Raw genomic sequence first — 11,648 nt, forward strand, 5'->3', positions numbered from 1 at the left:
CCCTCGGAGGCCGGGGTGGCCGCGGCCCTGCCGGTGAGGTCCGGCAGCCGCAGCTGCTCGACGCGCTGGCCGCGGTGCGCCAGCACCGCGCTGGAGTGGTACTCCTCGGCGAGGGCGAGGAAGTTCGGCTCGTGGTAGCGACGCCCGTCCACGGTGGGGCCGGGCGTGCCCTCCATGATCGCTTCCACGTCCTCGCCGGTGATGGTCTTGTTCGTCTCCAGCGCGTGGGTGACCGCGAGGATCTCCCGGCGGTTGGCCTCCAGGATCGTCTCGGTGCGCACGTAGAGCTCCTGGAGCTTGGTCTCCACCTCCTCGACGAACCCGCCACCGAGGTAGCCGGGGCTGCTGCCCGAATAGGCCGGGTTGCTGCCCAGGCCCGAGGCCAGCGCGGGACGCGAGGTCAGCGTGGTGCCCATGGCGTGCCGGCCGATGCTGCGGGCGACCAGTTCGGTGGCGGCGTGCAGGTCCCCGCCGACGCCCTGGGTGTGGTCGCCCTCGAAGAACATCCGCTCGCCCACGATGGAGGCGAGGAAGGTCATCACGTCGATCTCGACCTCGGAGCGCCAGTCGACGAACCTGTCCTCCAGCGGCACCGGGGCCACGAAGCCGCCGGTGTCCCCCCGGCGCTCGATGGTCGCCATGTCGATCGCCATGTGCTTCTGCAGCCGGTACATGACCACCGCATGGCAGGCCTCGTGCAGGGCGACGCTGTGCCGCTCCCGCTCGACGTACTCGTGGTCGTCGGGCAGGCCGTGCTCCTTGATCGCCTTGGCCTTGAGCAGGTCCGGCCAGGTGACGACATCCCGGTCCGACTTGATCGCCTGGATCAGCGCCTCGTTGACCATGTCCTTGATGCTCGCGCCGGTGGCGTACGGGCTCATCACGGCGAGCCGCTCCACCTGCTCGGGCGCCACGTTGTGGTGGACCTTGGACAGGTAGCCGTGGAAGGTCCGCACCCGGCCCTCCTTGCTGGGGTAGCCGACCTTGTAGATGCGGTCGATGCGGCCGGGCCGCAGCAGCGCCTCGTCCAGGGACTGCGGCATGTTGGTCGCCATCATGATCATGATGCGGTACTTCGGCGGCGGCTTCGGCCGCATCCCCAGGGCGCGGCGGACGACCCGGTTGAGGAAGCCGCGGGGCTTCTTCAGGCCTGATATCTCGGTCAGCAGCGCCTGCAGCGTCCCGTCGAAACTCGACTGGCCACCACCGCCGCCGCCGGGGACGACGAACTGGGCCTCGGCGAGCTGCCGGCGGCTGCCGTGGCTGGCGTAGGCCAGCCCGTTGCACGAGGAGTGCGCCAAGCCGGCAGACCCGAGGGCGGAGGTACCGGCCGGCCCGAAGAGAGGGACGTCGGCCATGCCCGCCGGGGCCGCCCGCCCGAAGTCGCCGGCGAGCTGGCCGCGGTTGCCCAGGGTGTCGGCCTCGTCGAAGAAAACGATCACACCGCCGTAGCGGAGGGCCAGCTTGCGCAGCTTGCGGAACAGGCCCTTGACCTTCATCACGCCGACGCCGAAGAACATCGCCCGGAACGCCCCGGGGTCGACGAAGACGTAGGGCTTGCCGGTCTCGCCGGCGACCGCCTCCGCGATCAGGGTCTTGCCGGTGCCCGGCGGGCCCCACAGCAGGATGCCGCCCGGCACGTAACCGCCCCGGCTCTCGATCTCCTCGGGCTTCTCCAGGTGGAAGACCGCCTCCTTGACCCGGGACAGGACGTGGTCCTGGCCCCAGACGTCGGTGAACCTGGTCTTGATGTCCTCCGGGAAGTAGACGTCCACACCGCCGCGGGAGAGGAACCAGAAGATCGCCACGAACTGGCCGATGGCGATCGCCATGAACAGGACGAGCTGGAGCACGAGCGGCATCGCGCCCCAGATGTCACCGGGGAGGGCGACGACGGCGTTGAAGATCGAGTCGTCCCGGATCCGGGCGTAGACGAAGGCGGCGACCGCGAGGGTCGCCACCCACTTCAGGGCCCGGCTCATCCGGTAGCGGTTCCAGTCGTTGAACCGCAGCAGGCGACGCTCGAAGCGGCCGAAGACCCGGTCCGTCCAGAAGACGTAGTAGGCCGAGAACCGTTCGCCGATGAACATGTGCACCTGGCGGACGATCTCGACCGCGAACAGCGCGACCAGCCACCAGCTGGTCAACGCCTGCTCGCGCAGGGCGTCGGAGAAGGCCATGATCGGGTTGTCCGACATGGCCGCGGCCACCACGAACGCGAACAGCGCCACGATCAGGAGGAGGAACTTCACCCTGTCCCACAGGACCAGCCGCTTGCGTACCGGCCCGGACTGCCGCGGCGGAGGGTCGACGGGAGCGATCTGGAACGGCTGCGAGGGCGGCTGCACAGGCTGCTGCGCGGACGAGGTCTGATTCATGGTCTTCAATCTCAGGTGATCGGCTTGATCGTGAACGATGTCTGAACCTGGTTGATCTGCGCACCGTGCTTGTCGTAGCACCAGGCGGAGCAGGCGAACACGAGCTGGTAGAGCATCGTCTGATCCCGGTCGAAAAGACTGGTCTGGTCGATGGTGACCAGACCGGTGTCCACCCGGAGCTGGTAGATCAGATGGACGCCGTGCACACCGCCGTCCTTGCGGACGGCCTCGTCGGTCAGTAGCAGGAAGTGCGGCGCCAGCCGGGCACCCTCGGGATCCCGCCGGATCTCCTCGGTCTGCTCCCGTTCGGCGTCGTCGATGGAGATGAGCAGGTTACGCAGGTCGTTGGTGGACAGCGTGGCCGCTTCCTCCGGCAGGAGCTGGCGGACCTGGACGAACCCCTTCGGCTCCGGGGCGTCCGGGAGCAGCAGGTTCTTGTCGTCGAACTTCGCCGCCGCGTCGATCCCCACCACCCACTCGCGGGAGGCGAGCACCCGGGCGGCGTCGGGAGAGACGTTGCGGGCGTCTATCCCGACGAAGGCCGGCCCGAGCATGGGCTGGTGCTGCCAGGAGCTGGGAATCTTGAGAAACGTGCCCGCGCCCTTGTTCGTCACGTACTCGTAGCGACCGGAGCCGCACCCGGCGAGAACGACGATGGCCGCCAGGAGCGCGGACACGACAGGCATGGCGCGCCCCAGCGGCGTACGACTTCCCCTGCCCACGGCCGACCTCCAGAATGTAGTGAGGCTGAGCCTATGGTGCAGCACAGCACGCCGGCGTGACACCTTGTCCGGGAAAGCAGTGTCCGGGAAAGCAGCGCGCACGCGTCGGCATCGGCACCAGCGCCAGCACCAGGACAACTCGCCCCCCGTCCCCCCTGGCCTCGTCCTGCGCCCAGGCCTGCGGCCATGCTAGGCCGCGAGATCCGCGGGCGGCACCGGGTGGCCGAGATAGAAGCCCTGCCCCTCGTCGCACCCCAGATCGCGCAACAGGCTACAGACCTCACGCGACTCGATACCCTCGGCGACCACGCGCAGATCAAGATTATGGGCGAGATCGATGATCGACCGGACGATCGAGAAGTCCTTGGTGCGATGCGCCACATTCACCACGAACGATTTGTCGATCTTGAGGTCGTGCACGGGAAGATCGCGCAGATAGGCCAGCGACGAGTACCCCGTCCCGAAATCGTCCACCGAGATCCTGATCCCCTCGCCGCGTAACCGGGTGATGACGCTCATCGCGTTGCGCGTGTTCACCATGACCGCGCTCTCGGTGAGCTCGAGCTCGAGCGCCCGCGGCGGCAGGCCGGTGCGGTCCAGCTCCGCCCGCACGGTCGAGATCAGCTCCGCGTCATGCAGCATCCGGGCGGAGACGTTCACCGCCACCGGCAGCAGCCGGCCGGCGTCCCACCAGGACCGTGCCTGGTCGAGCGCGAGCATGAGCACCCGGCGGGTCAGCGGCTTGACCAGGTTGCTCTGCTCGGCGAAGGGGACGAAACGGCCCGGCTCGACCAGCCCGTGGGCCGGGTGCTGCCAGCGCACCAGCGCCTCGACCGCCGTGGTCCGCCCGGTACGCAGGTCCACCTTGGGCTGGTAGTGCAGGACGAGCTGGCCGCCGGCGATCGCCGAGCGCAGGCCGCCGAGCAGCTCGAGGCGCTCCCGGCGGTTCTGGTCGGCGTCCGGGGCGTAGACGGCGACGCCGAGGGAGAGCTGCTTCGCCCGGTACATGGCCACGTCCGCGCAGCGCACCAGCGTCCCGGGATCACGCCCGTCGTCGGGAGCAAGCGTGATCCCGATGCTGCCGTCCACGTGCAGGGGCAGGGAGCCGACGTCGATGCGCTCGGCCAGCGCCGCCCGGATGGAGCCCGCGGCCGCCAGCGCGTCGGCGGCACCCCCCGGTGCCGACGGGAGCAGGATGGCGAACTCGTCCCCGCCGAGGCGGGCGACCGTGTCACTGGGCCGGGTGGCCCGGCCCAGCCGGACGGCGACCTCGCGCAGCACGTCGTCGCCCACGTTGTGGCCCAGCGTGTCGTTGATCTCCTTGAACCGGTCGAGGTCCATCAGCAGCAGCGCGAGCCGGCCGCCGTCCCGCTCGATCTCCCCCAGCGCCCTGGAGATCCTGTCGTGCAGGAGGATCCGGTTGGCCAGGCCGGTCAGCGGGTCGTGCAGGGCCTGGCGGCGGACCTTCCGCTCGGCGTTGTGCCGTTCGATCGCCGCGGCCAGCACGTTGGCGACCGACTGGACGAAGTCCGCCTCGTCCGCGGCAAATTCCCGTGGATGCGTCGTGTACGCCACCAGGACGCCGAAGCTACGGCCAGCAGCTCCGATACGGGCGGCGACACCGGCGATCTGACCAACTCCGCCGGAGGCCCCGCCGAAGCCGTCGCCGAAGACGTCACCGAAGACGTCGGAGGTGCCCGGCAGCGACACGCCCAGGGGTGTCACGCCGTGGTCGACGACCACCGGGCTGTCCGCGGCCAGCACCCTCGCGATGACCGAGCCGTGCTGCGCGACGGGTCCCAGCACCTCGCAGTACGGCACGCCCAGGGTGTCGCACACGACCTCGGCGGCCTCCCGGCGCAGGCTGCCGACCGTCGTCCCGACGAGCGCGCGCTGGCCGAGGCAGGCGACGGCCGCCTGCCGCCGTTCGGCCTGCCGCAGGTCCGTGACATCCTGCAGCACCACCGCCAGCAGGTCCTGGGACTCCCCGGCCTCGGGGATCACCGACACCCGCAGCGCCCGTTCCCGCGGGTACCCGGCGGTCACTGGCCCGGCAGCCGCTGGGCCGGCGGCCACTGGCCCAGCGGTCACTGGCCCGGCGGCCAGGCTCAGGTAGGCGTGCTGCGGCTGCTCGGTCCGGATCGCCGTCGCGACCAGCCCCCACTCGCCATCCAGAGCGGCCGCGCCGGTGCGCGGCCGCAGCAGCCCGGCCAGCCGCTCCAGCGGGTCACCGGCCCGCAGCCGGCCACCGGTCAGGCGGTCCACGACCGGCGACGCGCGGCGGATCCGGCGCGCGCGGTCGACGAGCAGGATCCCCATCGGGAGATCGTCGACCGGGGCGCCGTCGGCGACGAGCTCCAGCAGCGCCGTGTGCTCGCCGACCGTCTCGGCGTCGAGGTGGCCGCGGGTCACGTCAATGATCGTTCCCAGGTTGCCCACGACCCGGCCGTCCAGGCCGCGCAGCAGGCTGGCGCGGATCTCGACGCGGCGGTAGGAGCCGCCCCTGGTCCGATAGCGGGTCACGTGGTGGCAGTGGCCGGCACCGCCGGCCACCACCGCCATGAACAGCGCCACCGTGTGGTCGCGCTCGTCCGGGTGCACGTAGTCGAGGAAGTGCTTCCCCAGGGTGGTCTCGACCTCGAAGCCGGTCACCACCGTCCACGCGGGGTTGAGATAGGTCCAGCGGCCCTGGGCGTCGGTCCGGAAGACGATCTCGGGCAGCCTGTCGAGGATGTCCCGGGCGGCACCGTCCGCGGCGGCCGGCGGGCTCGCGCCCGCGAGGCCCTCGGCACCGGCAGGGCCCGCCGCCGTCGGATCGTCCTCGGCCGGGCCGCGATGAGCGGGTTCGCCGCCAGCACCCTGACGATACAACGAACTGCGCAGCGTAGCCATCTCACGCGAAGTGTGACCATTGGAGGACATGGCGCAGCAGTATCGCGACTCATCCCGCGATTGTAAATACTTCGAGTAGTCATAAGGCTACTATGAGACCCATGAGTCGGCTACGCACCGCAATCATTATATCTCTGACGGCCGGCTTATCGATCATTGCCATACCCGCTCGGGCGACCGTGCCGACCGGCCAGGCCGTGACACCGGCCACCTACGCCTGGGCGCGACAGGCGGAGACGGCGTTCCCGCCACCCTGCGCGACCGGCTCGGCAACGTGCACGGACGCTGTAATAACTACGATGCGTAATCGACTGCGGCCACTGGAAGACCACTGCGACCCCCGCGCGCTCTTCGCCCTGGTCTACCTGCGGACGACCGAGGCTTTCCGCGACGCGGCCGCCACACCGGGCTACTTCGCCGACCCCGCCTGGGTTCGCGCCGAGGCCGCGCTGTTCGCCGAGTACTACTTCCGGGCGTTCGACGGATGGGCCGACGGCAGGCCGGCCGGGGTGCCACCGGTGTGGCGGACCGCCTTCGCCACGGCATCGACACCCACCCCCGGCGATCCCGCCGGCAGCCCCGCCGGCGGCCTGGTGCTCAGCATGCACGCGCACATCACCCGCGACCTCCCGTTCGTCCTCGCCGCCATGGGCCTCACCGGCCCGGACGGCAGCAGCCACAAGGGCGACCACGACCGGATCAACGAGATCCTGGCGAAGGTGGCGGTGTCCCTGCTCACGCAGCCGGGGAGCCCGCTGGGCTCGCTGCCGGACGAGATCGCGGACCGGCTCGGCACCGACCGCGAAGCCCTCGTCCCGACGCTGGTCGCCGCCCGGGAGAACGCCTGGCGGGACGCCGAGCGGCTGGTCGCCGCCCGCGACGGCCGGGAACGCACGGTGATCGCGTGGACGATCGAGGCCCGTGCCGAGGCAGGTGCCCAGGGGCTGCGGCCGCTGTTCACCGACGTGCCCGTGCCGGCGTCCACCACGTCCTGTGCCACGTCCCGTCCCGCCTGCTCCCCCGCGGGGGGATGACACACATCGGCTCCGACGCGGGCCGGGTCGGCTCCTGCCTGCTCCCCCGCGGGGGGATGACACCTCGTCCACCGGCGGCCGGCCGTCGCAGCCGCCCGGCGGACGGGCTGCCCGGCCACGGCGGACGGGCCGGGCTTTGGCGGGTTCGTCCGCGAGAGGCACACTTGAGCTCGTGGCGCACTACCGACATGGTCGAAAGGTCCCGGCGCTGCCACCCGCGCAACGCCACGCGATCGGAGCGTGCACGGTCGTGGCAGTGTTCGCCGTCGTGGCGCTGACCGCGTGGCGGCCGGCGCTCTTCGCGCTGCCGGGATTCGCGCTGATCCTCGCGCTCGGCGGGCTGGACCGAGTGATCGTCACCGCCCGGGGCCGGTCACCAGCGCCGGACCAGGCCCGGACCGGTCCCCTCGGCCTTGCCGCGCCCGGCGCCGCCGGCCCCGGCCCCAACGTCGACGCCGACATGGCCACGACGGTGCTGCCGCGCCTGTCAGCGGTGGACGACCCGTTCACCATGCAGACGATGGTCATCGACATGCGCGGGCTGCTGGAGGACAACCCGGCCTGGATGCGCTAAGCGTCCTGGCCGTCGCCGTCCGCGCGGGCCGTGACGAGGGCGAGCACCTTGTCGATGGCCAGCCGGACCGCCTGTGGATCACCGCCGGCACGGCCGGCCGCCAGACCGACAAGGAAGGCGGTCAGCGGAGCCGCGGGCCGTGCCACGGCGTGGGCCACCTCTCGGGCGAGGCCGAGAACCTCCTGGACGTCGAGGATCCCGGGGTCGAGGCCGAGCGCGCCGGCCGCGTCGACCACCCAGTCGTCAAGAGAACTCACCGGTCCATCCTGGCCCAGCGGCGCGCCCGCTCGACATCCGCGGGCCGGTCGCAGTCCAGCGTGGCACGCGCGTCGGCGGGCAGCACCCGCGCCGGCAGACCGGCCAGGACGGATCGCATCGGAACGCCAGCGGTGACCACGGGTAACCGGGCACGCAGCGCCGACGTCCGCCACACGCCGGTGAGGTACTGCCGGCGGCCCGCCGGGTCGGCCAGCAGGGCGCCCTGCACCACGCCACCGCGCCGATCACACTGGTCACCGTCGCGGCCAGCACTATGGGCATGATCAGCACCCTGGGCATGGCCAGCGCCATGGGCACCGCCCTGGGCATCGTCGTCGACGGCCCGCACGAGCGCGTCGAGGGCACCCGCCGTCACGAACGGGAGATCGGCGGCAAGCACCGCCACCAACGGCGCGCCCACCAGCCCGAGGCCGGCGGCCAGGGCCGCGACCGGTCCCCCGCCGGGCGGCCGTTCCCGGGTCCAGACGATATGCCGCGACACCGCGACCGGGCGCCGGGGGCCGACCACGACCACCTGCCGGGCGTCGTCCACCGCGGCCAGGACGCGTTCGAGCAGGGTCTGGTCACCGATGGTCAGCGCCGGTTTGTCCGCCCCGCCGAGCCTGCGGGCCAGGCCGCCGGCGAGCACCACCGCGTCCCAGCCCGTCCCGGCCCGGCCGCCGGTCATCCGCCGATCGCCGACATCGGCCGCGCCGGCTGGGTGAACGCCGGCTGGTCGATGCCGTGCCCGGCCCGTTTGCCCCGGACCGCCCGCGCCCACAGCGCCGCCAGGTGCGCGTCGTCGGCCCCGGCCCGCAGCGGGGTACGCAGGTCGGTCTCCTCCCGGGCGAACAGGCAGGACCGGACCTGCCCGTCAGCGGTGAGCCGGACCCGGTCGCAGGTGGCGCAGAAGGGCGCGGTCACCGAACCGACCAGCCCCACCGTGCCCGGCCCGCCGTCGACGGTGAACAGTTCGGCGGGCGCGCTGCCCCGGCCGGGCAGCGGCGTGAGGACGAACTCGCCACGCAGCCCGGCGAGGATCTCCGCGCCGGTGACCATGGCGGCCCGGTCCCAGGAGTGCTGGGGGTCGAGCGGCATCTGCTCGATGAAGCGCAGCTGGTAGCCCTGTCGCAGGCACCACCGCAGCAGGTCGGGCGCCTCGTCGTCGTTGACGCCGCGCAGCAGCACCGCGTTGACCTTCACCGGTGCCAGCCCGGCGGCGGCCGCGGCGGCCAGCCCCGCCCGCGCGTCGGCGAGCCGGTCCCGGCGGGTCAGCGCCTGGTAGCGGTCGGTGCGCAGGGTGTCGAGGGAGACGTTCACCCGGTCCAGGCCCGCCGCGCGCAACGCCGGGGCCATGCTCACGAGCGCGATGCCGTTGGTCGTCATCGACAGCCGGGGACGGGGGCGCAGCCGCGCCAGCCGGCCGACGAGGCCGGCCAGGCCCGGCCGCAGCGTCGGCTCGCCGCCGGTGAGCCTGACCTCGTCGACACCGAGCCTGGTCACCGCGATCCGCACCAGCCGGACGATCTCGTCGTCGGTCAGGATCTCCGCCCGCGGCAGCCAGGCCAGGCCTTCGGCGGGCATGCAGTAGGAACACCGCAGGTTGCAGCGATCGGTCAGCGAAACCCGGAGATCAGTGGCCACCCGGCCATGGGAATCGCTCAGGCGCACCCATCCAGCTTAGCCCGGCCGCGTGGACGCCGGCCCGAAGCGCTCCGGAGATGATCCTCCCTACCGCCGCCGGCCGGCCGCCGCGGCGGAATGCGCCCCCGAATATCGGTGTCACACCCGGATAGGCCGACGAGGTGTGCGGATCTATGGTGGAGTGGGCACGGGGGTGGCACGCAGGGCCTGGCACACACGTCGCTGGCACGGCGGTGCCAGCGGTGCCAGCGGTGCCAGCGACGGCACGGCGCAGCACTGTGCGCGCCGCGCATGGTGGATACCGCGTCAGAGATATCGGCGGCCGGTGGTAACAGGAGGACACAGGCGACATGCAGGTCTTCGGTGTCGACATCGGCGGTACCGGTATCAAGGGTGCACCCGTCGACATCGACGAGGGAACACTCACCGCGCCCCGCTTCCGGCTGCCCACACCGCAGCCGGCGCAACCGGCGGCCATCACCAAGACCGTCGCGGAGGTCGTGGCGCACTTCGGCTGGACGGGCCCGGTCGGGGCCGCTTTTCCCGCCGTCATCAAGGGCGGCGCGGCCAGGACCGCGGCCAACATCGACCCGGTCTGGGTGGGCACCGACGTCGCGGCGGCCCTGGGATCGGCGCTGCCGGGCAGCCCGGGCGGGGTGGCCGTGGTCAACGACGCCGATGCCGCGGGCGTCGCCGAGATGGCCTTCGGAGCCGGCCGGGACGTCGGCGGCGTCGTGATCATGACGACTTTCGGCACCGGTATCGGCACGGCGGTGTTCCTGCACGGGCAGCTCGTTCCCAACACCGAGCTCGGCCATCTGGAGATCGGTGGGCGCGACGCGGAGACGAGGGCGTCCGAGGGGGCCCGCGAACGCGACGATCTTTCCTGGGAGAAGTGGGCGAAGCGCGTCACCCGCTATCTGAACGCGCTTGAGGCGCTGCTGTGGCCGGATCTCATCATCATCGGCGGCGGCGCCAGCCGAAAAACTGATCGTTTTCTCGACTACCTCGAGGTGAACACGAAGGTCGTCGCGGCGCAGCTGCAGAACGAGGCCGGAATCGTCGGCGCGGCCCTGGTCGCCGGTGCCGGCGACCAGGGCCGGCCGAAGGCGACGGCCCGGCCCGCGCGCCGGCGCCCGCCCGCCACCAGGCCTCCCGGCGGCCGTCGCCCCTGAAAGGCGCCCACGGGCGCCTTGGCCGGCTGAAAGGCGTCCCACGGGCGCCACCGTCGAAATGTAGCCCGCGGCGCCCGTTTCTCTCCAAAAAGTGGCCCCGCGGCTACCGTCGTCTCCAGAAGTGGGTAGTGTCGCCATACCGGCAACTCCGGCAGAGCGTGTCGACTCGGCGAGGTGGGACACCACAGGCGCACCGATGGCAAGGTGTGGTTGTAGGCATGAACGGTGGGTTCTCGGCAGCCCAGGCACCTATCGTCACCTACCTGTCGTCACCGAACGCGCTGTGGCAGACTCGGACCACGCCGATGAGGAGGCGCCATGCGTGAGCTGCGAGCGGTCGCGCTCAGCGAGGACGGCGGCTACCTCGTGCTCGCCGACGCCGCCGGCGGGCCCGACGCGGAGAAGTTCCGGGTGCCGGTCGACGACCGGCTGCGGGCCACGTTGCGCGGCGCGCGGCGCAGCGAGGTACGCCAGGAAAGCGCGCTGACCCCCCGCGAGATCCAGGCCCGGCTGCGGGCCGGTGAGACCACCGCGGAGGTCGCGCGGGTCGCCGGCATCGCGGTCGAGCGGGTGGAACGCTACGAGGGCCCGGTGCTCGCCGAACGGGCCCGGGTGGTGCAGGAGGCGCGGGCCGCCCTGCTGCCGAAGGATCCCGGCGGCGCACCCGGCCGTCCCCTCGGCGAGGTGGTGGACGCGCGGCTGCAGGCCGCGCAGGACGACCCGGAGAACGCGCAGTGGGACGCCTGGCGCCGGGTGGACGGGATCTGGCTGGTCCAGCTCACCTCGGAGAGCCGCTGCGCCCGCTGGACCTGGGATCCGGTGGTGCGCCGCGTCCGCCCGCACGACGACGCGGCCCGGGCGCTGGTGGCGCCGGAGGCCCCGGCCGAGCCCGCCGCCCCGCCGCCGCCGCAGCCGGTCTTCACCCGGCCGCTCGCCCCCGCGCTGACGCTGGTCCAGGAGCCCGCCGCCGG

The 11,648-nt window shown here is 72.2% G+C and carries 10 protein-coding genes; 4 read left to right on the forward strand and 6 right to left on the reverse strand.

The annotated features are described in order from the left end of the window. From AC5LUJ_RS20165 to AC5LUJ_RS20175, 3 genes are all read right to left on the reverse strand, one after another. Positions 1 to 2,378, reverse strand: a 2,378-nt coding sequence (locus AC5LUJ_RS20165) for an AAA family ATPase (protein ID WP_493465517.1), incomplete at its 3' end; no start/stop codon positions are given. 11 nt (positions 2,379 to 2,389) lie between these two features. Continuing rightward, complete coding sequence (locus tag AC5LUJ_RS20170) at positions 2,390 to 3,064, reverse strand: hypothetical protein (RefSeq protein ID WP_250284466.1); 675 nt, start codon at positions 3,062 to 3,064, stop codon at positions 2,390 to 2,392. A 225-nt stretch (positions 3,065 to 3,289) separates the two neighbouring features. Then, the gene (locus AC5LUJ_RS20175) at positions 3,290 to 5,992 is read right to left on the reverse strand and encodes a sensor domain-containing protein (RefSeq protein WP_250284455.1); all 2,703 of its coding nucleotides are present in this window, start codon (positions 5,990 to 5,992) and stop codon (positions 3,290 to 3,292) included. Between the two features lie 101 nt (positions 5,993 to 6,093). Here AC5LUJ_RS20175 and AC5LUJ_RS20180 point away from each other — a divergent pair, with 101 nt between their 5' ends. Both AC5LUJ_RS20180 and AC5LUJ_RS20185 read left to right on the forward strand, forming a co-directional pair. Further along, on the forward strand, positions 6,094 to 7,026 hold the full coding sequence (locus tag AC5LUJ_RS20180; RefSeq protein ID WP_445548517.1) for a DUF5995 family protein: 933 nt from the start codon (positions 6,094 to 6,096) through the stop codon (positions 7,024 to 7,026). Between the two features lie 250 nt (positions 7,027 to 7,276). Continuing rightward, positions 7,277 to 7,600, forward strand: coding sequence for a hypothetical protein (locus AC5LUJ_RS20185; RefSeq protein WP_250284460.1), 324 nt, complete (start codon positions 7,277 to 7,279; stop codon positions 7,598 to 7,600). Here the strand turns inward: AC5LUJ_RS20185 and AC5LUJ_RS20190 are convergent. From AC5LUJ_RS20190 to moaA, 3 genes are read right to left on the reverse strand one after another with little or no spacing between them, the layout of a single operon-like run. Next, positions 7,597 to 7,857, reverse strand: a complete 261-nt coding sequence (locus AC5LUJ_RS20190; protein WP_250284461.1) for a DUF6457 domain-containing protein — start codon at positions 7,855 to 7,857, stop codon at positions 7,597 to 7,599. The two genes, AC5LUJ_RS20185 and AC5LUJ_RS20190, sit on opposite strands and share 4 nt — an antisense overlap. Continuing rightward, positions 7,854 to 8,546, reverse strand: coding sequence for a molybdenum cofactor guanylyltransferase (gene mobA / locus AC5LUJ_RS20195; protein ID WP_250292350.1), 693 nt, complete (start codon positions 8,544 to 8,546; stop codon positions 7,854 to 7,856). The genes AC5LUJ_RS20190 and mobA overlap by 4 nt, the downstream gene beginning before the upstream one ends. Next, positions 8,543 to 9,529: a GTP 3',8-cyclase MoaA gene (gene moaA / locus AC5LUJ_RS20200; RefSeq protein WP_250284463.1), complete on the reverse strand. Its 987-nt coding sequence runs from the start codon at positions 9,527 to 9,529 to the stop codon at positions 8,543 to 8,545. The genes mobA and moaA overlap by 4 nt, the downstream gene beginning before the upstream one ends. Before the next feature lie 323 nt (positions 9,530 to 9,852). Between moaA and ppgK the strand changes: the two genes are divergently transcribed. Both ppgK and sepH read left to right on the forward strand, forming a co-directional pair. Then, positions 9,853 to 10,677, forward strand: coding sequence for a polyphosphate--glucose phosphotransferase (gene ppgK, locus AC5LUJ_RS20205; RefSeq protein ID WP_493465518.1), 825 nt, complete (start codon positions 9,853 to 9,855; stop codon positions 10,675 to 10,677). 318 nt (positions 10,678 to 10,995) lie between these two features. Further along, on the forward strand, positions 10,996 to 11,648 hold a 653-nt coding region (gene sepH, locus AC5LUJ_RS20210; protein ID WP_493465519.1), incomplete at its 3' end, for a septation protein SepH.

It is taken from the genome of Protofrankia sp. CiP1_Cm_nod3, from assembly GCF_982290655.1.

What these genes read in the sequence shown, in the direction of transcription:
- AC5LUJ_RS20170 (WP_250284466.1), bottom strand. Translation starts at nt 3,064, where the DNA reads ATGCCTGTCGTGTCCGCGCTCCTGGCGGCCATCGTCGTTCTCGCCGGG.
- AC5LUJ_RS20175 (WP_250284455.1), bottom strand. Translation starts at nt 5,992, where the DNA reads ATGGCTACGCTGCGCAGTTCGTTGTATCGTCAGGGTGCTGGCGGCGAA.
- AC5LUJ_RS20180 (WP_445548517.1), top strand. Translation starts at nt 6,094, where the DNA reads ATGAGTCGGCTACGCACCGCAATCATTATATCTCTGACGGCCGGCTTA.
- mobA (WP_250292350.1), bottom strand. Translation starts at nt 8,546, where the DNA reads ATGACCGGCGGCCGGGCCGGGACGGGCTGGGACGCGGTGGTGCTCGCC.
- ppgK (WP_493465518.1), top strand. Translation starts at nt 9,853, where the DNA reads ATGCAGGTCTTCGGTGTCGACATCGGCGGTACCGGTATCAAGGGTGCA.